The organism is Bifidobacterium bombi DSM 19703, assembly GCF_000737845.1.
GTDB lineage: Bacteria > Actinomycetota > Actinomycetes > Actinomycetales > Bifidobacteriaceae > Bifidobacterium > Bifidobacterium bombi.
In genome coordinates this window covers 443,198-467,182 of record NZ_ATLK01000001.1, presented here as the reverse complement: position 1 = coordinate 467,182, position 23,985 = coordinate 443,198, and the positions used below count along the sequence as shown (strand labels likewise).

General features: G+C 57.2%; 17 protein-coding genes and 1 tRNA gene. 7 read left to right on the top strand and 11 right to left on the bottom strand.

Annotation, left to right across the window (positions count from 1 at the left end; translation table 11 throughout):
- The first annotated feature begins 170 nt into the window (after nucleotides 1–170).
- Nucleotides 171–962, top strand: a complete 792-nt coding sequence (locus tag BBOMB_RS01765) for a PHP domain-containing protein (RefSeq protein ID WP_044086564.1) — start codon at nucleotides 171–173, stop codon at nucleotides 960–962.
- Here the strand turns inward: BBOMB_RS01765 and BBOMB_RS08165 are convergent.
- Nucleotides 947–2,023 (bottom strand): DNA-3-methyladenine glycosylase I, encoded by a 1,077-nt coding sequence (locus tag BBOMB_RS08165; protein ID WP_161787683.1) that lies wholly within the window; start codon nucleotides 2,021–2,023, stop codon nucleotides 947–949. The genes BBOMB_RS01765 and BBOMB_RS08165 overlap by 16 nt on opposite strands.
- 67 nt (nucleotides 2,024–2,090) lie before the next feature.
- Between BBOMB_RS08165 and BBOMB_RS01755 the strand changes: the two genes are divergently transcribed.
- Complete coding sequence (locus tag BBOMB_RS01755; RefSeq protein ID WP_044086562.1) at nucleotides 2,091–3,071, top strand: histidine kinase; 981 nt, start codon at nucleotides 2,091–2,093, stop codon at nucleotides 3,069–3,071.
- An 82-nt stretch (nucleotides 3,072–3,153) separates the two neighbouring features.
- Here BBOMB_RS01755 and BBOMB_RS01750 read toward each other — a convergent pair whose 3' ends face one another.
- Both BBOMB_RS01750 and BBOMB_RS01745 read right to left on the bottom strand, forming a co-directional pair.
- Nucleotides 3,154–3,942, bottom strand: coding sequence for an ABC transporter ATP-binding protein (locus tag BBOMB_RS01750; RefSeq protein WP_052377337.1), 789 nt, complete (start codon nucleotides 3,940–3,942; stop codon nucleotides 3,154–3,156).
- A 168-nt stretch (nucleotides 3,943–4,110) separates the two neighbouring features.
- Nucleotides 4,111–4,992, bottom strand: coding sequence for a hypothetical protein (locus BBOMB_RS01745; protein WP_044086561.1), 882 nt, complete (start codon nucleotides 4,990–4,992; stop codon nucleotides 4,111–4,113).
- 773 nt (nucleotides 4,993–5,765) lie between these two features.
- On the opposite strand from BBOMB_RS01745, the gene BBOMB_RS01740 reads away from it, so the two are divergent.
- Nucleotides 5,766–6,392, top strand: coding sequence for an ECF transporter S component (locus BBOMB_RS01740; RefSeq protein WP_044086886.1), 627 nt, complete (start codon nucleotides 5,766–5,768; stop codon nucleotides 6,390–6,392).
- A gap of 135 nt (nucleotides 6,393–6,527) precedes the next feature.
- Nucleotides 6,528–6,604 (top strand) — tRNA-Ile (locus BBOMB_RS01735).
- Nucleotides 6,605–6,733: 129 nt separating this feature from the next.
- On the opposite strand, the gene BBOMB_RS01730 is transcribed toward BBOMB_RS01735, so the two are convergent.
- The gene (locus BBOMB_RS01730; protein ID WP_044086559.1) at nucleotides 6,734–7,270 is read right to left on the bottom strand and encodes an NADPH-dependent FMN reductase; all 537 of its coding nucleotides are present in this window, start codon (nucleotides 7,268–7,270) and stop codon (nucleotides 6,734–6,736) included.
- 229 nt (nucleotides 7,271–7,499) lie between these two features.
- Between BBOMB_RS01730 and BBOMB_RS01725 the strand changes: the two genes are divergently transcribed.
- Nucleotides 7,500–8,522, top strand: a complete 1,023-nt coding sequence (locus tag BBOMB_RS01725; protein ID WP_044086557.1) for a hypothetical protein — start codon at nucleotides 7,500–7,502, stop codon at nucleotides 8,520–8,522.
- A 15-nt stretch (nucleotides 8,523–8,537) separates the two neighbouring features.
- On the opposite strand, the gene BBOMB_RS01720 is transcribed toward BBOMB_RS01725, so the two are convergent.
- From BBOMB_RS01720 to BBOMB_RS01705, 4 genes are all read right to left on the bottom strand, one after another.
- Entirely contained in the window at nucleotides 8,538–12,527 is a 3,990-nt protein-coding gene (locus BBOMB_RS01720; protein ID WP_044086554.1) for a DEAD/DEAH box helicase, read from the bottom strand.
- A gap of 128 nt (nucleotides 12,528–12,655) precedes the next feature.
- Entirely contained in the window at nucleotides 12,656–15,397 is a 2,742-nt protein-coding gene (locus BBOMB_RS08245; protein ID WP_044086884.1) for an excinuclease ABC subunit UvrA, read from the bottom strand.
- Nucleotides 15,398–15,527: 130 nt separating this feature from the next.
- The gene (locus BBOMB_RS01710) at nucleotides 15,528–17,366 is read right to left on the bottom strand and encodes a DEAD/DEAH box helicase (protein WP_044086883.1); all 1,839 of its coding nucleotides are present in this window, start codon (nucleotides 17,364–17,366) and stop codon (nucleotides 15,528–15,530) included.
- 217 nt (nucleotides 17,367–17,583) lie between these two features.
- Nucleotides 17,584–18,420 carry a dioxygenase gene (locus BBOMB_RS01705; protein WP_152570092.1) on the bottom strand — a complete coding sequence of 279 codons (837 nt, stop codon included), beginning with the start codon at nucleotides 18,418–18,420 and terminating at the stop codon, nucleotides 17,584–17,586.
- A 272-nt stretch (nucleotides 18,421–18,692) separates the two neighbouring features.
- Between BBOMB_RS01705 and ettA the strand changes: the two genes are divergently transcribed.
- Complete coding sequence (ettA, locus tag BBOMB_RS01700) at nucleotides 18,693–20,369, top strand: energy-dependent translational throttle protein EttA (RefSeq protein ID WP_044086552.1); 1,677 nt, start codon at nucleotides 18,693–18,695, stop codon at nucleotides 20,367–20,369.
- Nucleotides 20,370–21,039: 670 nt separating this feature from the next.
- Nucleotides 21,040–21,948 carry an acyl-CoA thioesterase gene (locus tag BBOMB_RS01695; protein WP_044086550.1) on the top strand — a complete coding sequence of 303 codons (909 nt, stop codon included), beginning with the start codon at nucleotides 21,040–21,042 and terminating at the stop codon, nucleotides 21,946–21,948.
- Between the two features lie 77 nt (nucleotides 21,949–22,025).
- Here BBOMB_RS01695 and BBOMB_RS07480 read toward each other — a convergent pair whose 3' ends face one another.
- The 3 genes from BBOMB_RS07480 to BBOMB_RS01680 form a co-directional block, all read right to left on the bottom strand.
- Nucleotides 22,026–22,556 carry a DUF2087 domain-containing protein gene (locus BBOMB_RS07480; RefSeq protein ID WP_052377336.1) on the bottom strand — a complete coding sequence of 177 codons (531 nt, stop codon included), beginning with the start codon at nucleotides 22,554–22,556 and terminating at the stop codon, nucleotides 22,026–22,028.
- A 236-nt stretch (nucleotides 22,557–22,792) separates the two neighbouring features.
- Complete coding sequence (locus BBOMB_RS01685; protein WP_044086548.1) at nucleotides 22,793–23,329, bottom strand: DUF3180 domain-containing protein; 537 nt, start codon at nucleotides 23,327–23,329, stop codon at nucleotides 22,793–22,795.
- Nucleotides 23,326–23,985 (bottom strand): hypothetical protein, encoded by a 660-nt coding sequence (locus BBOMB_RS01680; protein ID WP_044086546.1) that lies wholly within the window; start codon nucleotides 23,983–23,985, stop codon nucleotides 23,326–23,328. Before BBOMB_RS01680 ends, BBOMB_RS01685 begins: the two co-directional genes overlap by 4 nt.

Sequence of the window (23,985 nt, the reverse complement as noted above, 5' to 3'; positions counted from 1 at the left end):
CAAATGGCCGGACGTGAACCGGAACTTACAGTGTGCCAGTATATCCCTGTGCGCTGACGTGTCAAGCACGGCCATGTCGATTGACCTGACGGTGAAACCCCGTACCATGCATACGCACTTGCCCTGGTGCTATGATTTCGTCGCATCGCACACCCAGCAAAGGAGCCATCATGATCGTCGACCAGCATGTGCACAGCCTGTATTCGTTCGACTCGCAGGCAGATTTGAAATCGTATGCGGACTTCGACAACCGAGTGCTGATGACGAGCGAGCATGTGGAATTATGCAATTCGGCACATGAAGGTCGCGATGACATACCTGATTTCGCAGCGCTGCATAGCCAAGGCCAGGAGCTGGCAGAGGAGCTTGGAATCGAATTCGTCATGGGAATGGAGCTGGGCTACGCGCCAGACTGCCTCAGCCGGTTCCTTCCCCTGTTGGATGAGTTCCCGAACGCCGTGGCCCTGCTGAGCATCCATCAGGACGAGGGCACGGATTTCGCGCTCCTCGGGAACAGCACGAGCAGGTACGACCGACATGACTTCTGCGCACGCTACTTCTCACGGGTCCAGGAGGCGATCGGCGCTCTGGGACGGCATTGCCGGATACTGTCCCACCTGGACTACCCTTTCAGATATCGACATATCGACGCCGCCTACGTCTTCGACGAGTTTTCGGAAGAGATCCATGCGATCCTCGACTCATGCCAGGCTCTCGGACTGGCTGTGGAGATCAACACCAAAAGCATGTTCAAATACCACAACCTCGACTTCTACGAACTCCTGCTTGAGGCTTTGGAGGAACACCACGCACTGCCCATCACATTGGGATCGGACTGCCATTATGCCAAGGACTGGCATTCCCACTGGCCCGAAGCCAGTGCCCTGTGCGCAACGCACGGCAAAACCAAGTACGTTCGTTTCCACTGCGACGGATCGTCTCAGCTTCAGCCTGTCATATAGCGTCGAATGACCTCCTGGTCCGTGCGATGCGTGAGCGTCGCCTCCAGATCGCGCAACGGAACCCATCGCACAAGCTGCGCCTCATGGTCTGGATCGTTTGAGGCGTTGAGTTCTCCGCTGATTCGACGCAGAGCGAAATGCGTGATGAACTTATGGACGATGTGTCCCTCCCATTCGAACCGGTGGTCGACCACAGCGACTTCACGGGTCACTTCTCCGAGTATGCCCGTTTCCTCGTACACCTCACGAACGGCAGTGTCCTGAGGTGTTTCATCGTTCTCCATATGCCCCTTCGGCAGGCACCATTCATAACCGCCTTCGGGAAGCTCACGGCCGATAAGCGCCACTCGGCCGAACTCGTCGAAGACCATTCCTCCGGCGCAGTGCTCGCATTTCTCCGGATTCCGCACAGCCCTGAAGCATCCGGCAAGATGGTCGTTCACCATGCCCGAGGCCTGCATGAACGCGTATGCGACGGTCGGCCCGACGAATCTGAAGCCGTCCTTGCGCAGCCTTGTGCTCATAAGAGTTGCCGTCAAATCGGTGTCGGGCACGTCCTTCGATGAGGCGGGGCGGCGCAGCAGCGGCTTGCCGCCTACCATCTGCCAGAGGTAATCGGCGAATGGAACGCCGGCTTCCTGCAGGTCCACGACAAGCTGCGCATTTGCGACGATCGCCTCGATCTTGCGCCTGTTGCGTATGATGCCCGCATCCTGAAGCAGGGAGAGAATCTCGGGCTCCATCCGAGCCACGGCGTAGGGCCTGAAGTAATGGAACACCTCGCGCAGGCGACGTTGCTTCCTCAGGATCGAGCTCCATGAGAGCCCCGCCTGCAAGCACTCAAGGCAAAGCCTGGCAAACAGTTCATCACCGTCATAACAAGGCGCTCCCCATACCTCGTCATGGTCACGCCGTTGCAGCGGGCTTGTATACGCCCACCAGCAACGCGCCACGCCGTCCGCACCGACGATGATACTGCGTTGTCCAGGCACTGCCTCGACATCGCCTTCCTCGCAGTGCACTACCGACGGTTCTGCGGATTGTGGATTCGGCTCGATCATGTCTCCATACTATACGAATCCATCCCATGCGGTATGGTCTCTCTCGGCAAACGGTATAGTTCTATATATGAGCATCAGGACACAGGCAAGGACGGACTGGGATACGCCGGCGCGAAGGTTCCCGAACTACGCCAGCATGATGTTCATACTGGGCTTCGTCTTCATCATTCCGGATTCGGCGTATGTGGGCAATTTCGCCTTGCTCCTCTTGCAACCGGCGCTCATAATCGGACTGTATATAGCCATGCGCAAACTTCCGAACCTGCTCTCGCAGAGGGCTGCGGCACTGCTGCTCATTGCGACATGCATATGGGCCGCGCCGTATCTTCGCCACGGTGGGCATCTGCTGACGTACATCGTGATAGCAGAGGCATCCTTGCTGTTCAACGAGGTATTCGGCTATGTGACCATCCTCATCTCGGCCTGCGTGATCTGGACGATCTCCCCAATACTGAATATGCTTTCCTCATATCGTTCCGGCGAGTTCAAAATCGCCTCATTGTACGTGCTGTTTGCAGGAATCGTATTCATGGTGTTCACTTCACAGAACACGAAACTGCAGCAAGCCAACGAAAAACTCGAAGACGACATGCATACCATCGAATCCCTGACGCTGTCGCGCGAACGGGCACGCATGGCTTCGGAGATGCACGATTCGCTCGGACAGCAGCTTTCCGCCGTCCATTATGCACACGAGTCGGCGCTGAGGATGCTCAATCACGTGGAAGAGTCGAAAAACGCCGAGGCCGGCGGCGTGGCAGCAGCGCACGGAAAGGCGCATGGAGAGACCTGCGCTGACAGGTCGAATCCCGACTTTGATGCCATCAGGAGTTCCATTGCCCGTGCGGACGACATCACCAGGGAATCGCTCACTGAAGTAAGGCAGATGGCACGTGCGTTAAGCCCCACGGCATTCGGCCAGCGTCTTGACCGGACGACCATCGAACGCATGGCGGCCCCACCCAGCACCTGCAATCCTCTGCTCCCGCGCCACAGAGCCGAAACTACCTGGAAGCCGCTCATCCTCAACTTCTCCGTTCTCACATAGGTCGGTACCGGAGATTGCGATACGCCAGAACTCGGGGATGGGCTCACTTTGTCCGTCGAACGATGAAGATTCCTGTCTTCCGTCATCTTGACATCACCGGCCTTGCTCCGCCGAACGTCTGCGGCCGTGCGGGAGCTCGGCCCAGCAGAAGCTCCTCGACTTGTCGTGTCTGCAACCCTTGGGGAAACTCGCGCACGATGCGACCGTCCTGCATGAACACGATGCGATCGGCCGCGGCGGCCACCACCGGATCGTGCGCCACAATCAGAACCGAACGAAGACCGGCGTTCATGGACGTACGAATCGTCGATACGACATCGTCGCGTGACTTGGGGTCAAGGTTGCCCGTGGGCTCGTCCGCGAAAAGCACCTGCGCGCCTATGGCGAGCGCACGGGCGATGGCCACGCGCTGCTGCTGGCCTCCGGACAGGTTCGTGACCGGAGTGTCCAGAGCCTTCTCCTGCAAACCGACACACGCAACAGAGCGTCGTATGCGATCCATCTCCATCCTTTCTCCCCTCACGGCCGCCGGCAATGCCACGTTTTCGGCGATGCTCAGGTTTTCAAGCAGCATGTAGTCCTGGAAGATGAACGCGAATTGCGAGCTACGCAATGAGGCGAGCGCGGCCTCGCCAAGCTTGTCCAGACGCCTGTCTTCGAAAACGACGGATCCACGATCCAGCTTCACCATGCCGGCCATGGCCCTGAGCAACGAGGACTTGCCACAGCCGGACGCTCCGACCACGGCCATTATCTCCCCCTCGTGCAAAGTCAGATTCACCGGGCCGAGCGTGAAGCGGCCTTTGCTACGGACCACTCCCTGAGCTCGGAGCACGTCGCCGCTATCCAACGTCGTTTGTCTTGTTTTCATTGTTTACTCCTTGTATCTATACGATATTCATACGATTATTCTGAACCTGTGTTCGATATCCCGCAAACCTCATTCACATCATCCTCGGCGTTAGCCGCAACCATGTGACGCAGCCTCCCAAATATAGGGAACTAAGCAGCTACATCGAACAATGCAATGGTCTATTCCTCAAAGCCGTGGAGCACCCAGTGATTCGTTCAATCCTTCCGGGGGTCTTACTCCCCCGATCGCATGCGAAATGATTATCAAGGAATCGTCGAATCGCGTGGACAACGCCTGCACACCCGTGGCGACGGTACCCGCAGCCACGGCAAGGACGATGATGATTGCCCAATAGCCCCACTGGACGCTAAGTTTTGCACTGCCTAGGTATCGTTTCAACATCAGGGCCGTTCCTGCGGTGCTCAACAGCGTGATGACGAACGCAAGCAACACGGACGTGACCATGGTGATGACACCGTCAAGGGCTCCCAGCAGTCGCAACTGGCCAACCTCGGCTCCTGACACATATGTCAGAGCCAAATCTAGGCTTCGTGCCCGCGACGTGATCAGCAGACCGCTTATCGCCCCGACCAATGCAATGACGATGGCGGGTCCGAGCATGGCCATCAGATTGGTCAGCATGTGCGGGTTCACGTTCATGCCGCCGCGACCGGCGAATCCTTTCAGACTGTCAGCCAGAGTATGCAGCACACCGGAGAACGTCATCAGCAGGCACAGTCCAGCGGTCATGGGGATGATCGTTGCGTTCTGCCGCTGTATCCTTCCCACGGACTGTTGCCTGGCGAGCCTCCACGCTGTGGAGGGCACGGCGAGCACGTGAGTCCATCCCTTGGTGAACCAATGCGTGACATATGGCGCGAGGACAGCCAATGCGAAGACCATGAGAAACATGCCCCCTACCGAAAATCCGATGAAGCCGGTGACCTTGCTTTCCAGCGGGCTTTCCCTGTTGCCATGCGACACGAAATCACCGGGGTTCAGCTTTCCCGTGGCCAATGCAGGAATGACGAGCATGCACAGCGCCCCTGCAAGCAACACCACGCCCATGGCCACCCTGAGCGGGCGCACACGTTTAGGAGGATCCTGTGACTTCGCAGCGTAAGTTCACGCCAGTGATTCCGCCGGTATCAGTGGCGTTATACCGGTACGAGACATCATCGAGCACCAATGGCGGTTCTTTCATCGCATCTCCTGTTCATCCTGCATCCCTGACCTGCGACAAGGCCGAACCTTGCCTGGAACCACGGCTTGGCTCATGGGTGCGTCGAATCAAAGCCACACCATGGCCGTCACCATACGGATCCAACACTCGCCTCTGTCTCAGCGTCCTGATAGTGCCATTATGGCATCAGCGAAATTGACCCGACATGTGCCGAAAGTCTTTTCGTCCTCAGGGCTTTTCAGGGTGCATGTCGGTCCCGCACCCCCAGATGTCACCGCAAGACACCACCGGGGAAACCTCCAGAGTCGCAGGTCCCGAATAGGGACGGGACCGTGGCAATGCGGCGATAGAGACGGAACCAACCAGACGGAACTTAAAACAACGAATCGAACATTTGTTCGAATCCTGATGACGGCTGAACTATCACAATGGTGAATGGTGATGCCGGTTTTCCCTGTTTCGCACAAGGAAACCAGATTTCCTCCGGGCTCGAGGCCCGATTCGTCATGGTTCGATTACCATCCTGTGAAGAAACAAGGCACATTGAATCCGCATCTGCTACAGTGGCAACGATGCCTCCGCCCGGGCTGCGCAGGTCAAGGGGGCATCATTCGGACACAGACCGTGCGCAGCTGAAAACGAGGACCCCTTGGGCACAATCGATGAAAAGCAACCGTCTTATCCAACCCACTACGGCCGCCTACGCTGGAGGCCCGTGGACATCGCCTTGGGGGCCGCGCTCGGCGTGACCTGCGGCGTGTTCTTCTGGGGCTTCAACTTCGCGTATGCCGCGCTTTCCCCACTGCTTCGTGCCATACTTCCCGGCATCGCGAGCCTGCTGCATGGCTTCTGGTATTTTTCAGGCCCGCTCGCACTGATCATCATCCGCAAGCCTGGAGCCGCGCTCTATGTGAACCTTGTCGGCAGCTGCACGGAGATGCTGTTCGGCAACAACTACTCATTCGGGTTCGTCTTCGCCTCCGCCCTCATCCAGGCTCTGTTCAGCGAGCTTCCCTTCCTGCTCTCACGCTATCGACGGTTCAACCTGTTCCTGTGCGTCACATCGGGAGGATTGACGGCATTGGAATACGGACTGTACGCCTTGTTCTTCCAATTCCAGGGCGTCGCGCTGTTGAGCCCCCGCGGAATCATCCACATGATATGCGAGATCATCTCAGGTATCTGCATAGCGGGGATCATGAGCTGGTACCTGTACACGGCGCTCGCCAAAACAGGGGCTCTCGACCGCTTTGCATCAGGACGTGAGAGACGAGGCGAGGCATGACGCATACGACCCATCGTTTTCCGGGCTTCTTCGCACGTTTCGCACTCCACCGAATCCCTTCGCACCGAGCCACGACACAACGTGCTGCGCCGGTCGTGGCTTTTGCTAGAATAGTCCAGTTGGCTTTGCCAACGTGGGGCTTTAGCTCAGTCGGTTAGAGCAGCGGACTCATAATCCGTCGGTCCAGGGTTCAAGCCCCTGAGGCCCCACCACTTCCGTCAGGATGCGAATGCCCTGTTGCTTGACGTTTTCGATACGTCCCGCAACAGGGCATTCATCGTATCGCATGAGTCTTGAAACCTCTCGACTTCAGATTTCGAAGACTTCATTCGTCCTTCGGGCTATTTGTTGGATTCCACGAAGTCAGCGAACTTTTTCGCGAAACCTCGCAGGAAATCCTCGGAGCCCTCCGCGATACCGCCATCCGCGTTGAGTCCGGTGGCTGCGTTGAAGTAGAGTTCGGGCTGACCCATGACCTTCATATCAAGGAAAAGCGCTACATTGCGCAGGTGGGACTGCGCCTGCGACGTTCCCAGCGTACCGGACGACGCGCCTACAATGGCGACGCTCTTGCCGGCGAACGAGTTCTTGCCCCATGGGCGCGAACCCCAGTCTATGGCGTTCTTGATCACGCCGGAGAAGCTGCGATTGTATTCGGGAGTCACGAAAAGCACACCATCGGCATCCTCCACCGTCTTTTTGAGTTCGACGACCTTTGCGGGCAGGTCGCCGTCAAGGTCCTGGTTATACAGCGGCAGACCCATGTCGACATACTCGAACTCAACACCCTGCGGCATAAGCCCCTCGATGCCTTCGGCGAGCGATCTGTTGAACGATTCCTTACGCAGAGATCCCACGAAAACGGCGATTTTTGTCATTGTTGCTCCTCTTGTTATAGCTGTGCCTCCGAGCTCGGGCAGCCCGTATCGGGTCACGAACCGAAAGCAGTTGGTAACATAATGTTAGCTCTTAATCGCAATTCAGCCTTCGGCATGACCAACTCAGTAGCGGAATCGTCCCGCAGCGGTACCTTCACTGCCGAGTGTCGGCGGTAGCATGGAGCCGCAGCCAGCGTCATCGGCGCCAGAAAGGAGGCATGCCAGCACCATGGGAAAATCGAGAATCCATATCATCAGCCCCTTGGCTTGGGTCTGCGAGGCGTTTACCTTCATCTGCGAAGCGCCTGCAAGCCCTTACTCATGTGTGGTGCACCAAGGATTCGAACCGATCTGGGACATCGACGAGCATGACGCGCTCTGGATAGCACCCGAGCTTCTGGTGGCCCTCAACTCATGGCTTGAACGACAGGGGAAGCCTGCTCTGGCCTTAGAGGATCCGGCCGCAGCGAAACTCGAAACCCTACCCTCGGTCCTTGTTGGACGCACCTGTTTGACGGCCACCGTACAGCAGGTGCTCGCATGGCAGTACTACCCCGAGCAGCTGGGGCCGCGACCGTGGTCACAGCTGCACGGCGGAAGAATCGCGGGATTCCGCGCTGCACGTCGCACTCTTGCACAGATTCACGACAGTCTGGCCTGCGCCCCGCGCACCTCGCTCATCGACCTGAGCGCACACATACCAGACATCAGCGAGGAATGGTGTGTACTGATCCATGGCGGCAAGACAGCCGCCATCAGCGGATATTGCAGACACCTTAGTACCGCCCGACAGGCGAGCAACAGTACAGAGCATGAGGACACGCACACCATAGCGACGGTCTTCGACGCGGCGACGTTCGATGCCTCCCATCGCGGTGCGGTCCTCAAAACGGCCCAGCATACCGCCGATGCCGCCAGGATCGTCGACGCCACGCTCATACTCGCGTACACCGAGGATGAGGGCTGCGCACCGGTCGTCCTCGAAATCGACCCGGTCTGGTGCACAGCACCGTACCCGTTCGAATACGTGTCCGCCGGAATGCCGAAGGAGCAACGGCTGCAATCCGGCGCCACCGCATTCTTGAACGCCATCGGCGACTGCAGAATCAATGCCGGCGACGCACCGATGAAAAGACGCCTTACAAGCGAAGCGGCAGAGACTTACGAACATCGCAAAAGCCGATCCGCAGGCATCTTCCGCCCCGACCCTTGGATGCAGGAGTCCTACAGCAGACGATACCTCTCGTACTGAGCATCACGGGAGCTTTCAACCCAGCAAAGCGAGCAGGTCGTCTTTGCTCAGGCCGGCCATGCCAGAGCTGCTCTGTGTGCCCGCCGAGTCCACGAACATGCGCGCCAGATCGGACTTCGCGTTCTGAAGGTTGAGGATTCGTTCCTCTATGGTGTCTTTGGCCACAATCTGGTACACATTGACGTTCTTAGTCTGACCGATGCGATGAGCCCTGTCCGTGGCTTGGTTCTGCGCGGCGGCGTTCCACCAAGGGTCGGCGTGCACCACCACCGAAGCACCTGTAAGATTCAGACCGGTGTTGCCGGCTTTCAGCGAGATGAGGAACACCGGGGTTTCATCCCCATTGAATTTGTCTACGAGTTCGATCCGTCGTTTTTTCGCCGTGGCACCGGTGATGGTGTAATAGGCGACGGCATTCTTACGAAGCCGCTCGGCTATCAGATCGAGAAAACTTGTAAACTGCGAGAAGATCAGCATTTTCTTGCCGGCATCCTGGCAATTGGAGACGAGCTCTTCGATGGCATCGAGTTTGGCCGATGAAACCGTGCGAGGATGACTCAAGGCCTCTGAAATCGAGGCGTCGGAACGCTTCTCGGCTTCAAGCGCCTCGCCAGCCGCATCGTCCACGGTACGGGCCGGCGCACCCCATGCACGTACCTGTTTGTCTACTACATTGCTTCCGACATTATCGAACAACAGCCTGGGATCGCAGCACGCCTGTCGAAGCCGGGTAATCTGGGCGAGAATAAGTATCTTGCCGGTATTGAACTCAACGTCATCCTGTCTGTTGACAGCGGAACGGAGCTGCTGCTCAAGCGCCGCGTAGAGCTTGCGCTGCTCGCCCTCAAGCCGCACGGTGATGGCGTTGTCTATCTTGTCCGGAAGATCCTTGAGGACCTGGGATTTGAGACGACGCAGTATGAACGGCCCCACGAACACCTGCAATTTACGGCGAACCAGATCGTCACCGCTGAGTATCGGCATCTCGAAACGCTCACGGAAGCGTTTATACGAACCAAGCATCCCTGGCATGAGGAAGTCGAAGATGCTCCACAGTTCCGAAAGCCTGTTTTCTATGGGTGTTCCGGTAAGCGCGAACCGATGCGCGGAGTCCACCGCTCTGACAGCTTGAGCCGACTTGGTGGCGTGGTTCTTGATGTATTGCGCCTCGTCGAGGACCTCGCAGTAAAAGCGGCATTTCCTATAATCCGCCAGGTCCCGGCGCAACAGATCGTAGGAGGTGATGAGCAGGTCGGGCGCTTGAGCGTGCGACAAAGCGGAAGTCTTCCGATCGCAGTCGGCGGCCCGGACCCCTTTGCCGCCATCCAACGCGGCATCGCCGTCGCAGTTGCCTTCCGTCTCGGCCACAGAACGCAGGACCCGTCGACGTTCGTCCTTCGGTCCAGCCATTACGGCCACGCTAAGTTCGGGCGCGAATTTGGCGCATTCCGCCTCCCAGTTGTACACCAGTGATGCGGGGCAGACTATCAGGCTAGGCCCGCACATCCTTGCCTCATCCTTGCGTGAAAGCAGGAACGCGAGCATCTGAATCGTCTTGCCCAAGCCCATTTCATCAGCCAAGATTCCGCCGAAGCCCTTGTCACAAGCCGCGTTCAACCATCGGAAACCTTCTTCCTGATACGCTCTGAGCGTCGAACTCAGTGATGCAGGCACTTCATATGCATGTGGATCGACCTCCTTCATACCTGCGAGATAGCTTTTGAATTCATCCGATTCATCAGCCTCATCAGCCTGGCTGTCCAAATAGTATGCCGCGTATGCGGGTACCGACACCTCGCCACCCGCAAGATCTTCCGGCTTCACGCCGAGATCGGCGCCTATCTCGTCGAGTTTGCTGACGTCTACTTGCGAGATGTCCACGAACGTGCCGTCGGAAAGCCGGTGGAAGCGCCGACGTTTATGGTAGCTTCTGAGCAGTGCAGGGACTTCGGACGGGTCGATCTCATCGGCTATGGGAGAGATGGTTATCAAATCGGATTTGACGTTGAGACCGACGCGTAGCACCGGTCGTTTCGTAAGCGTCAACCCGTCGAAAGAAGGCGTGCAATAAACCGAACCGATGCTTCGCAGCACGGGCAGCCCCTCCTTAAGGAGCCTGTAGATTGCATCATCGTCGCTTTCTGGGATACGCGCGAAGATACCATCGGGTGCCGGAAAATAATGCCGAGCCGCCTCCACGGCGAGTCTCTCCGCATCCTTGTCGCGGCGCAGAGGCTCATTAGGACCGATACCTAGGAAAACATGGAATCTGGTCTCACCATACTTCGCCTGGATGTCGCAGGTGATACCTCCGTCATCTCTGTCGAGGAACGTCTCGATCTGGCACGGTACGCGGCGCATCTTGAGTAATTCCACGGGCATCCTCACTGAAAGACCATGCCGAGATCCATCCGCAACACCTGAAACCTGGAGGGAGTCATCGTGAGACGACCCGACCGGCGAACCCGATCCATCGCTTTCCTGTGGATCATCGACCTGCAACACCGGCAGGACGGTTTCGCAGAACTCCGATACATCGTCCGACTCCAGGTACAACCCCTCACCTTCATCCGGACCGCACAACACGGAAAGCAGGTCCTTGCGCTCGCTGAGCGACGAAGAGCAGCGGTATACGAGAATCTTGGAACCAGCCTGCGGGTATTGGCGAACCGGTTCGGTGCCGCCCTTTTCGTGCACGAACACGAAGGACGAGGTGCGGCCCACGACGAAATAGTCCACGGTAATGTCGTGTTTGATGACGTAGCCGTCGCGAGATGCATCTTCGGACGTGGGTCCATGCGGAACGGCACCCCCCGCGAAGCCTGGAGCAAGATCGTCTTGTTTGGCCTCGTCAGCCGACTGGATGCTCAGACGAAGATCCGGATCGCCATCGTATACGGACAACGGAATCGAAGAGACGAAGGACATGCCTTGAGGCACGTAATCGAATGTGGCGTCCGCCTGAACGTATAAATCGAGGATGTCGGCCACCTCATCCTCTGATAGCCGCATTTCGCCGCTTTCCGACCTGGCCTGACGCATTGGCATATATCCCCCCGAAACACTGTCTCGGATTCGCACGGCTCGCGCGATGATGCTAATGAGTTGCCGCGAACGTTCGTCGAACGTCTCAGGGGTATGGATAAAAGCGAGTTTTTGCCCATATGACGCAAAATCCTGAGTCTCCACAGCTTCACAAAGAGCACGGAGGTTCTTCACCACATAGGAGACGTGCCGTTCGGTGACGGTTATGTGCGCTCTGAACAGCCAGTTGCCGCCCTCATCCCTCTCCAGCTGTGGGCGGATACCGACGCTTCCGGCAGGCAGAAGAAGCTCCTGCTTGCCCGCCGGAGTCTTGTTTCCAGCCGATCTGCTGTTGACCTCCTTGAGTAGATTGAGCTGACGAGACTTGGCCTGGTCCTGCAACCTTGCCGTCTGTAGGCTCATCAGCTTGCGCAGGTTTTTGGAGGTATATCTGCGTCTTCTTTTAGGGCTGCGCACGAACGCGTCAGTCGGTTTGAACAACTCAGGGTTCTCGTCATAGACGGTGATCAGGGCCACCACATGTTTGCAGATGTGGTTGTAGCGTCCGTAAGCGGGACAGTTGCATCCGGAGGATACGATGGAGCCCTTGGCCTCATCGATCGTCGCCTCGACATCGTAGTCCTCCATATCGTACGACGCCCCGCGCACCCTGCATTCAAGCCTGGTGTTCCCATCGGGCGTGGAAGCCACCTGCATATCACCCATGCGACCGCTGGAAATCACCTCACGTGCACGGAAATAGCCGCCCGCCGCACTCTGTTGTAGGACACGTTCGGGCACAACATGACGTTGTCGGCGTTTACGGGGTGAAAAGTCCTGGTTGGCCCCGAACGTCACTCCACCGTCATCACCGAAATCGTCGTCATAAGTCCAAGACTCGTTGTAATCGCGGGGATTGATGCCAAACCCACCAGAACCGCCCGTCCTGGAACCATATACAGACGCATGCCAATCCGACAAGACCACACTCCTTGATTCCACGTTCCCTATTGCAAACTTCTAGTCTACCTCAGGACTCAACATGGTCGTTCGCGTCGGAACAACAGGCATAAGCCGCACGGGAATCACGCGCGGCGGATCGAAAGTCCTCAGTCAAGATGCTTCGAAAGGTATTTCCCGGTGACGCTGTGCTCGTCTGATGCAATGGCATCGGGGGTTCCAGTGGCCACAATGCGGCCGCCTTCTTCTCCGCCGCCGGGACCCATGTCAATGACGTAATCCGCGTTGGCGATCATGTCGAGGTCATGTTCGATGAACACGACGGTGGCACCGTTGCAGACGAGCCGCTGCAAAACACCGATCAAGGTCCTGACGTCAAGCGGATGCAGGCCGGTGGTCGGTTCATCAAGCACAAAAAGTGTGGCGTCCTGGCGCCTGCCCAGTTCATTGGAAAGCTTGAGTCGTTGGGCCTCTCCCCCTGAAAGCGCCGGTGTATCCTCCCCCAGCGTGAGGTAACCCAGTCCGAGGTCATCAAGCGTTTTCAGCGTGGCGTAGATGCGTTTGCATAATGCAGGCGCGAGCATATCGTCACATGCCTCACCGCCACGAGCTCCCTTGACTGTCGCCGCCTCGAACTGTTCGCCTTCATCTCTCCGCGATGGAAACGCAAACACGCCGAGGGCGCCGGCCACATCAAGATCGAGAATTTGCGGCAAAGCCAACCCCTCGGGTTTTGCCAGCGTACACAGCCTCACGTCATCGGCTTCCCTCCGGTAGCGTCCACCTCGGCATGCCGGGCATATGATGGTGACATCAGGGAGGAACTGGATGTCAAGGCTTATCTGCCCTGTTCCATCGCATTGCGAACAACGTAGAGATCCCGTGTTGTACGAAAAATCGGCCATTTTCAGTCCGCGCGAATGGGCGGACCGTGTCGCCGCGAAGGCACGGCGGAGCAAATCCATCACGCCGCTGTACGTTGCCACGGTGGAACGTACGTTGATGCCTATCGGCGTGGAGTCGACGAGTTGGACACGTTGTATACCCGCCGAATCGATGGATGCGACGTGGTCCGGCAGCGGCTGGGAGTCAATGACCGCATGAAGCGCAGGTATGAGCGATTCAAGTACCATAGTCGTCTTTCCTGACCCCGACACACCTGTCACGGCCGTCATGCGGCCACGAGGGATCGCGACGCTCAACGGGTGTACGGTATGGATACGCGACGTCGTCATCGTCACCCACTCCGATTTGGATTCATGCCCCTCTTGCGAACCACCTAAGGCGTCTTGCACCACCGCCACACCGTTGCGGTCAGGAGCATGTTCAGGCCGTGCGGAATTCCTAGGATGCAACGTCGCCATACCGTTGCCTTTCCCTTCGGCCGAAGGTGGATCCGGCAACGCCAGGCGCTCGCGCACCACTACTTGTTCCTTGTCTTCCAAAAATCCCGCAATTCGCGATTGCGGCGAACGTCGAATGTCCTCGGGGCTTCCTTCCGCGATGACCCGACCGCCCCGCGCACCAGCCCCAGGTCCCATTTCAATGAAATGGTCGGCTGCATCCAAAACACGGACATCATGGTCGACGAACACCACTGAATTACCTGAGGCCAGCAGATCGCGCATGACGCCAATAAGGCCATCTATGTTGACCGGATGCAGACCGGTGGATGGCTCGTCAAGAACATAAAGCACCCCTGTGGTCTCATTGCGAACGGCTCTGGATAGTTGAGCACGCTGCCGCTCACCAGTGGAAAGCGAAGCAGTCGATCGGTCAAGCGACAGATACCCCAACCCCAACTGCAACAGCCGTCTGCCCATGCCCTGCAGGGCGGCAACAAGGCTTTCGGCCATAGAACGCATGTTTTCAGGCAGGTCCGCGGGCACCCGGTGCGACCAAGACAACACGTCCCGCAGCGACCACGCGGTGACGTCGGCCAGATTCCATTGTCCGATGCGCGGTGCCAGGGCTGCAGGATTGAGTCGTGAACCCTCACAATCCGGACAGGTGCGCTCCACCAGGAATTTCGAGACTTTGTTCAGGCGCTTTTCATCGTTCGCTCTGTCAAGTTCCTTGGTGACGGTCAGGCGTGCGTTGCGGAAGGTGAAATCGAGATGATGCACGCCCTTGATGGATGTTATGGTAATGTGCTTCTTTTCCTCGGGTCCATTGAACACGATGTCCCTCTCGGCGGCGGTCAACTCCCTGAATGGAACATCCGTACGCACGCCGAATTCGCGTACGATATCCGGCTGCACATTGAAACCGAAAGTGCGCCAAGGCACCACCGCACCCTGATCGATCGTGAGGCTCTCGTCAGGAACCAACGCAGCGTCATTGACCTCGCGCACCACACCGGTTCCTTGGCAGCGAGGACACGCGCCAGTCGAATTGAACGACATCTCCTCGGCACTTGGTGCGATGACACGCTCACCGCATTCAGGACAGATGATCGGTACCCCCGCAGCGACCTTGATGGTCGGCTGCTGGTAGTGCCCGTTCGGACAACGATGAGATGCCAGGCGAGAGAACATCAGGCGCAGTACGTTGAGCGTCTCTGTAGACGTGCCGAACGTCGAGCGCATCCCTCCTACGCCGGGGCGCTGACGCAACGCCAGTGCTGGAGGGACGAAACGCACGGAGTCCACCTGCGGCTTCTCCGCCTCGGTCATCCGCCGACGTGTGTATGTGGAAAGCGCGTCCAGGTATCGGCGCGAGCCCTCGGCATAGAGCACGCCCAATGCCAGGCTCGACTTTCCTGACCCAGAAACACCGGCAATCCCCACAAGCCGATTCAGAGGCACATCGATATCGACGTCACGAAGGTTATGCACGCGCGCACCACGGATCTTGATGCACTGCGGTCGGCAGTCAGCTTGTTGTGTCATGGTTACATCATATTGCGTGGACGGCACCGCGTTTGGTCCATCACCCACGTCAGACTAACGCCGCCGAAGAAGACAGCCCGGTGGCGTTGGTCTGACGAAATATCATGCCCCGTTTACTGGCAAAAGCGCGTCATTTGCCGTTGCGACGGAAAGGAACCGCATTGCGCTTCTTGTTCTTGCCGTGGTTGAAGCCGCCTGCAGCCCGACCACTTTTGCTTTGATCATACGAACGTTGCACGCCCCGGCCCGCTTTCACTGATTTCGAGGAACGGCGTACACCGTTTGCGTTGCGGCGCCCTTCACTTTCAGCATAGCGCGGATTGCCGTCACGAATGCCGTCGAAACCGTCACGTCGAGCGTCTCCGCCACGGCGTCGGTCAGTGCGGCCTTCGAACGGACGGTCCTCACCGCTCACATATCTGCGGATCCCTTTGTCCGATCCACCCTGAGAACGGGGGGCACGACGATTCGAACGAGCGCCGGCTTCGCGGTCCGACCCATCGAAACGAGCCGAACGATATTCACCCCGGTCCCGATCGCGACGGCGATCCTTACGACCTACGTTTTCGCGTTCTGCGCCGTGGCCGCGCTCCCCTTGAGCCGTCCGCCGTCTCGGGCCACGGCCCGAGCCAGCGCCCGAGCGACCGGAACGACCTGCCTTGCGATTGACAACGGGTACTGTAAGAGTCCAGTCCTTGACCAAAGGAGCATGCTCACCGACGAGATCATCGAGCTCCTTCGATCCAGGCACGATTTGCTGACTTTTCACCTTGATGCCGGCACGCTGCAGCATCTGTCTGGCCCCGCGGCGCTGATTTGGCAGAACCAAGGTGACCACGTCGCCGGATTCACCTGCCCGAGCGGTCCTTCCCGAACGGTGCAGGAAGGATTTGGGATCCTCCGGCGGTTCGGTCTGCACTACCAGCGCCACATCGGAGACATCGATCCCGCGTGCGGCCACATCCGTGGCGACCATCACCCGCACCTGCCCTTCGCTGAAGGCTGCCAAATGACTGTCACGCTGGTTCTGTGAGAGATTGCCCTGCAGATCGACCGCGGGAATACCGGCCTTGACGAGTTTGTCGGCCATCTTCTTGGCCTGGTATTTGGTTCTGGTGAAGAGTATGCGCTTGCCGAGTCCCGATGCCAGTTCACGAATCACTTCGTATTTATTGCCCTGGGATACTTCGAAGATATAGTGGGTCATGGTATCGACCTGAGCGTTCGCCGGAGCGATCTCATGCACTTTCGCGTCATGCAGGAAGCGCTTGACGACCTTGTCAACACCATGGTCAAGCGTCGCAGAGAACAGCATCCTCTGACCTTCCGGGCGCACCTGCTCAAGCAGCCGCGTCACCGACGGCAGAAAGCCCATATCGGCCATCTCGTCGGCTTCATCAAGCACGGACACCTCGACATCGCCCAAGGTCAACTCACCTTGGTTCAACAGGTCTTCCAAACGTCCTGGACAAGCCACGATGATTTCCGCACCGGCACGTAACTGACGTATCTGCCTACTGTACTTGACCCCGCCATAGATCGTGCAAGTGGTCATGCCATAAGCCGCCGCCAACGGTGCAATCACCTCATCGATCTGATTGACAAGCTCACGGGTGGGAGCAAGCACCATACCCCTGGGCGCGGGAGTGAAGCGCGACGTCCTCACCGCATCTTTCTGAACATAGGCCGGGCCTTCATGGGAGGATTCTTGAAGCGCGTCCGACTCTCCGGAAAGACGCGCGACCAATGGGATGGCAAACGCCAAGGTCTTGCCTGAACCGGTTTCGCCTCTGCCTAAGATATCCCGTCCTACAAGGGAATCCGGAAGGGTGTCGGCTTGAATCGGAAACGCCGTGGCCTTTCCGTCCGACGCAAGGACGGAGACAAGTGGACCGGGTACGCCCAACTCGCTGAAGCTGCGCTCGGGGCCGTCCCCAGAAGCAGCATATACAGCCGCGTCCTCGGACATGTTGTTATGTTGTTGCGTGTTCTTACCAGAATAAACGGCAGCGCTCTGCCTTTGCGAATGAAAATTCGGCACGATAGCCTTTCAAAAAACGAAGCCTCGAATGCTGAAATATCACGGCTTCACAATGGACATCTCATTATAGCAACAAGGCCACACATCTTGGTTGGTTATGCGAGTTCCAAGGGGTATAGCAAGGTCCTATGGTTTCGATCCGGTTTCAGACCTCCCGCCTCTCTTCGGGCACGATGAGGGAGGATTCCTTTTTGTGACGCGGATGATGCGTGCCTGACGGGGTGTCCTGCGGCTGTTCGAAGTTCGCCGCGGTCTCGGTCGAAATCGGATCCGCCGGTGACGCCTCGGCCCCATGTGGACCTTGGCCGGCCCGGTAGCTCGCCATCATCGACTTCTGCAGGTCCTGCGCGCTGGGCGGCGTCCAAGAGAGCGCGTTCGCTCCGGCTTCGATGGTCTGCCTGATCGAAGTCTCGGATCCACCTGAACTGGCTACCAGAGGAATCTCGGGATAACGCTGCTTGATCTCATACACGACTTCGGCGGTGCGTTTGCCCGCAGCCACATTGATGATGCGGGCCCCTGCCTCGATTTTGCGCTTCACGTCATCATTGAAATCAATCACTGTGGCCATGACCGGAATATTGACCGACATCGCGACCTCCTGTACGGTCTGCGGCGGTGCGGGAGCGTTGAGCACCACACCTGAGACTCCCTGCATCTCCGCGAACACAGCCAGTTCTATAACTCGTGCACCGGTCGTTGTTCCACCTCCTACACCAACGAACACAGGAGCCTGGGCCACGGTGATCAACGCCTGGGTGATGACCGGTTGTCCGGTAAATGGATATACGGCGAGGATGGCATCCGCATTGGTGTTTCTGATTACGGCAACATCGGTGCTGTACGCGAAGGAACGCAAACGGCGTCCTTGAAGGACAACACCGCTGGAACGCTCGATTCCCGAAGGAACCCTTGCCATTCCAGAGCTCAGCGGATTCTCTATTGTCAACGCCTCTGACGGCCTGCCATAATCCTGCACCATAGACCTCTTCCTTCCACGCTTGCGACATGGTCAGCCTTCCCATGTCCTGCCGAAGAACACGTACCCCACAGACAACACAGCATTCTAGGTCTATATTCCCGACTGAACAAATGCCACATAGTATCACAAAAAATGATGATTCGAACCCCGTTTGCTAGCTGTCACGGGCGCGATGTCCATGTTCGCCTCAAGCACCGAGTGTCGCATTGACATGTGAGAATAAGAGGTATGCCCAAAGTGGCACGAAAACACAAGTATGAAGGAAAACATAGTTGGCTGACTTTATTTTTCAGATGATCAACGCACGTAAGGCGTACGGCGAACGCGTCATCCTCGACAACGTGACCCTGAGTTTTTTGCCCGGCGCCAAAATCGGCGTAGTAGGCCCCAATGGCATGGGCAAGTCCACCTTGTTGAAGATCATGGCCGGTCAGGAGACCGTTTCGAATGGCGAGGCCACACTCACACCAGGCTATTCGGTTGGCATCCTTGAGCAGGAGCCTCCACTGGACGAGACGAAGACGGTCGGTGAGAACATCAAGATGGCCTTTGGCGATATCGCCGAGAAGGTGACCAGGTTCAACCAGATCGGGGAGGAGATGGCCAACCCCGATGCCGACTACGACGCACTGATGACCGAGATGGGCACGTTGCAGGAACAGATCGACGCGGCCAACGGCTGGGATCTGGACTCCCAGCTGGAGCAGGCCATGGACGCGCTGCAGTGTCCAGACCCGGACACACCGGTGAAGGTGTGCTCAGGCGGCGAACGACGACGTGTGGCTCTGTGCAAGCTGCTGCTTCAGGCCCCGGATCTTCTGCTCCTCGACGAGCCCACCAACCATTTGGACGCCGAGTCCATCCTGTGGTTGGAGCAGTTCCTGCACAACTACAAGGGTGCGGTCATCGCCGTGACACACGACCGTTATTTCATGGACAACGTGGCTGAATGGATCTGCGAAGTCGATCGCGGACAGCTCTACCCATACAAGGGCAACTATTCCACCTACCTGGCCACCAAGGAGAAACGTCTGGAAGTTCAGGGCGCGAAGGACGCCAAACTCGCCAAACGACTAAAAAACGAGCTGGACTGGGTCAAGAGCTCACCCAAGGCGCGTCAGGCCAAAAACAAGGCCAGACTCGAACGATATGACCAGATGGAGACCGAGGCGAGAAACAACAAGAAACTCGACTTCTCCGAAATCGTCATTCCTGCAGGGCCACGTCTGGGCTCCGACGTACTGGAGGCCAAGCATATCCGCAAGGAATTCGGTGACCGCGTGCTCATCGACGACCTGTCCTTCACCCTACCGCGCAACGGCATTGTGGGCATCATTGGTCCGAACGGCGTAGGCAAGTCCACACTGTTCAAAACCATCGTAGGCCAAGAGAAGCTGACCAGCGGCGAGCTGAAGATCGGCGAGACCGTCAAAATCTCGTATGTGGACCAGGGACGCGAAGGCCTCGACCCGAACAAGAACCTCTGGGAGGCGGTCTCCGGCGGCAACGACTTTATCGAAGTGGCGGGTGTGGAGGTGCCGACCCGCGCCTACGTGGCGAGCTTCGGTTTCAAGGGCGCCGACCAGCAGAAGCTGACGGGCGTGCTCTCCGGTGGTGAACGCAACAGACTGAACCTCGCGCTCACCCTCAAGCAGGGAGGCAACCTGCTCCTGCTTGACGAGCCCACCAACGACCTGGACGTGGAGACGCTGGAAAGCTTGGAGAACGCGCTCATCGATTTTCCAGGCTGCGCTGTGGTGATCAGCCACGACCGCTGGTTCCTCGACCGCATCGCCACGCATATCCTCGCCTGGGAGGGCGACGACGAGAACCCGGCCAGATGGCACTGGTTCGAGGGCAATTTCCAGGCCTATCAGGAGGACAAGGTCAAGCGCCTCGGTGAGGAGGCCAGCCGCCCCCACCGCATCCACCGCAAGCTTACGCGCTGACCTCTCGGCAGATGCCCACAAGAACGAATGACTGGCATGAAAACCAATGCCAGTCATTCTCCCCTTATTGCTCGCCTTATTTCGTTTTCTTCTGCTTCAACCAGTCAAATACAACCTATTGTCTCAACTAGTCAAGAGTCTGGCGAGGGAGAGAATCGTGAAGTCCTCATTGTCCCGCACAGCGCATCGCAGTAAGCCGCCCAGAAATGACCTGTATGTCCAGTAGCCACAAACGAAAGACACAAAGCAACAAGACAACGGCGAGGTTCATCTCCTGCGTTTTCGTGTTTTCGTCACCGACAAAACACCGTCGCAATAACACACATGCATATATGCATATTCATATAGGCATCAATCAAGACCACCCACCATATGAAAATGTTGCATCTGCATTCGAAACCAGTAACCTTCGTTGAATAAGTCGATATACAAGCCCTCGAAACGATTCAGCATGCAGGTGTCTTCCGACACTTCCTATGATTTTTATAATATGCCTAAAAAGTCGCACTTCAATAAAGCATACGACCCTTTCAGGCAGGACCACAAAACGTGATAGACCGATCGCCACAGGGATATGCCAAGAAAGAAGAGAATCATGTATGGTGACGCTATGCTGTTAGAATCACTTAAGTCAATAATGCGCGCGTAAAAGATAAATCGAGGTACCGGTATGGAGAATCATAAAGAGGTTGTCGCGGTAGAGGAACTGGTGGATACACTCACGCTTGGCGAGCCTCGCGTCGACCGCGACCATGCCTACGTCACCGGACCGAACCTCTACTACCCCACCGAACGCATATACGGCGGTCAGCTCTCCGCTCAGGCGGTCATGGCGGCGGCGGCGACCATAACTGACGACAAAGTACCGGATTCCATACATGAATGTTTCCTTACCGTCGGCAAGCTAGATGAAACCACGCTGTATGACGTGAAGACGCTGCGCGACGGACGATCCTTCTCCACGCGTCAGATCACCGCAACACAGTCCGAATCCACGCTTTTCACCGCTCTGGCTAGCTTCCAGAAGCAGGGTCAGACCGGTGTGGAATTCCATGACCACATGATGCAGGACCTCCCGGATCCGGAAAGCCTGACAAGCGCACAGCAACTGATGAGCCCGTACGCCGCGAAAGCGGCGTTCGCTAAATATTATGCCGAACAGTCGCCCTTTGACCTGCGCCACATCGGCTCCACCGTCATGCTCACGCCCGACGAGGCCAGCCATAAAGCCGACTCAGGCAAGCAGATGGTGTGGGCACGATTACTGCACCCCGTTGACGTTTCGCAGACGATGCACCGCGCGCTGCTGGCCTTCGAATGCGACCAGCTCATGATGGAACCCGACCTACGCCGCGCCGGCTACTCCACCGCCACACCTGGCATCTTCTATGCGTCCATCGACCACGCCATGTGGTGGTACGGCGACATTGACATGAACGAGTGGCATCTCTTCGTTCAGGATGCACCGGTTGCAGGCCACGGACGTGCCCTCGGCACCGCGAAGGTCTACACCAAGAGCGGCGAGTTGGTGGCCGCCATGACCCAGGACGCCATGATGCGCGTCCCCGAAGCCAAATAGGCAGCAAGACCCCAAATCAGTTCCTTCGAGCGAGCCAAATTTGCAGCGACCTCAGCGACACAACCACGGTGCAGGCACTACGATGCGGCCAACCAATAGCGGCTGCCATCATCGGCACGGTTCAGAATGCCGAAGTCGACGGCGAGACGGCGCACTGCGGACACGTCTTCCACCACCATCGAAAGTCGGTCGTTCACCTGCGGCTCAGTGAGCCATCCACGTGGGCCAGTTCCAGCTTCGAAGACTCGATCTATCACCGCCTTCACCACACGGTGCTTGCCCTCTGGTGAGGTCGGCAGCTGGGCTATCCTGCCGCAATGGAGTATCGCTGTCTCGCCCATCAACGTTGCAAGACTCTCCAAACGTGAAGCCAGCACATCGGCATTCACAACCCTCTTGTCAGATTCGTCAGCATTTTCATTGCCGCAATTATCGTCGCCTTGGCGACCAAGCCAATCGAGCTGACCAAGTGGGCCTTCCACCGTGTTTCTCACGTCCTCGCCGGTGAGTAATCTTCCCAGCTGCGTACGAAACTTCGCAGTGCGCAGTACAATGAGCAAAATACGGTATTCAGCCAGAGTGGACTGCAGATCGTCATCGAATGCCATAGCCCTTGCTCCCCTGTTTCGCTTGTGTCAATACACAGAACAGTGTATCAAAATACTGAGAATGGTTACACGATGATTTCGATTCTGCGTCGCCTGCATGACCACACATAGCGGACCAACATCATGCCCGTATGAATGTTGTGGTCTGGGAAAATGACGGCACAAGACAAGTTCCAACGTAATGCTCATACAACACTCGACGTTCTACACCAAAGCAAGGGACAACCGACTAATTCTCAGTACCGTTCCTTAGTGGCCGGCTGAAACAGCCCGTTCCCTTTTTTGCACTTCCGCTTCGCACTGGGGTTCTCTGGCCCGTCGATAGGTGGCAGCTGGCACATCCACTCGCCAACGATACCTACGACCATATCCGCCAGACACACCAGTCCGGTCACGCCGCATTGGATGACGATAGTTCGGTAATACGGCGCTTCAACATGCGCTATGAGCAGCACGAACTGACCAAGATACCAACCGGCAAGAAGGGCGGCTGCAATACCAAGAGCCTTTGATTGAACCAATGCGAATACAGCACGCTTGGGATCGAACCAACTTTTACGCTTATCATTATTAGCAGTCACATATTGGTGCACCTGCCAAGCAAGGTAGAACGTCACCAAACCGACAATCACCAAAGCTATCGGTATGGTCCAAGGCGCACCAATGAGTGAAACACCACTTTTCTCGGCTGTCTTGACGGCAACAGTGCCAAAGAACCAACCTATAATGATGGCTATTGGAAAGTACCACCATGGGGTGCGTTGCACTCTCATAGGGTGTCCCCCAATATCCATTCCTCCGAAAGCATACCCACTTGAGCTGAATTCGGTGCAAATGCAAGGAGGTAGGAAACGGGATCATTGCCCAGCCGAGCTTGCGTGTCCATATCCAGCCAAGGAATCAACACTGCAGCATCGTGCTGAACATCTTCATCGTTCACTCGATCGCTGCCATCGCTTTCATTGCCATGCCCATACGCAATGCTGTGGCCTTCAGGATCATGCATATCGACCAACCGCAAATCGACCGCCCCTTCCTGACTATCGCTCAACGCTCTGAGATATGTCCTAAAACCCTGCATATCAAGGCGCGTTGAGACGATAGCCACAGCGCTGAGTCCGTCAGGTTTGTCCACGTTCATTACATGATAAAGCGCAGAGACGCCTTCCACCTGATTTCCCGTCAAGGAATCCAGTGAAGCCAGAATGCTCTTGAACCGCTGCTGGGCATCCGGCACGACAGCCTGCATGGAAACGACTGCGCTGTATTCCTCATACCCATCGTCAGAAGCAACACGGGAAACAGGGATATCACAGAGCGTAACGTCCAACCGATCGTCGTCAAATCGCAATCTCACATCGGCATGAACACCTTCAACCGCACCAAAACTCGAGTCCAGCTCAAGTCTTACGCCACGCTCAACAGCCAT

Bases quoted from the DNA above. Each gene is read 5' to 3' on its own strand.
- BBOMB_RS01765 (WP_044086564.1), top strand. From the start codon at position 171: ATGATCGTCGACCAGCATGTGCACAGCCTGTATTCGTTCGACTCGCAG.
- BBOMB_RS08165 (WP_161787683.1), bottom strand. From the start codon at position 2,023: ATGATCGAGCCGAATCCACAATCCGCAGAACCGTCGGTAGTGCACTGC.
- BBOMB_RS01755 (WP_044086562.1), top strand. From the start codon at position 2,091: ATGAGCATCAGGACACAGGCAAGGACGGACTGGGATACGCCGGCGCGA.
- BBOMB_RS01750 (WP_052377337.1), bottom strand. From the start codon at position 3,942: ATGAAAACAAGACAAACGACGTTGGATAGCGGCGACGTGCTCCGAGCT.
- BBOMB_RS01745 (WP_044086561.1), bottom strand. From the start codon at position 4,992: ATGGGCGTGGTGTTGCTTGCAGGGGCGCTGTGCATGCTCGTCATTCCT.
- BBOMB_RS01730 (WP_044086559.1), bottom strand. From the start codon at position 7,270: ATGACAAAAATCGCCGTTTTCGTGGGATCTCTGCGTAAGGAATCGTTC.
- BBOMB_RS01725 (WP_044086557.1), top strand. From the start codon at position 7,500: ATGGGAAAATCGAGAATCCATATCATCAGCCCCTTGGCTTGGGTCTGC.
- BBOMB_RS08245 (WP_044086884.1), bottom strand. From the start codon at position 15,397: ATGACACAACAAGCTGACTGCCGACCGCAGTGCATCAAGATCCGTGGT.
- BBOMB_RS01710 (WP_044086883.1), bottom strand. From the start codon at position 17,366: ATGTCCGAGGACGCGGCTGTATATGCTGCTTCTGGGGACGGCCCCGAG.
- BBOMB_RS01705 (WP_152570092.1), bottom strand. From the start codon at position 18,420: ATGGTGCAGGATTATGGCAGGCCGTCAGAGGCGTTGACAATAGAGAAT.
- BBOMB_RS01695 (WP_044086550.1), top strand. From the start codon at position 21,040: ATGGAGAATCATAAAGAGGTTGTCGCGGTAGAGGAACTGGTGGATACA.
- BBOMB_RS07480 (WP_052377336.1), bottom strand. From the start codon at position 22,556: ATGGCATTCGATGACGATCTGCAGTCCACTCTGGCTGAATACCGTATT.
- BBOMB_RS01685 (WP_044086548.1), bottom strand. From the start codon at position 23,329: ATGAGAGTGCAACGCACCCCATGGTGGTACTTTCCAATAGCCATCATT.
- BBOMB_RS01680 (WP_044086546.1), bottom strand. From the start codon at position 23,985: ATGGCTGTTGAGCGTGGCGTAAGACTTGAGCTGGACTCGAGTTTTGGT.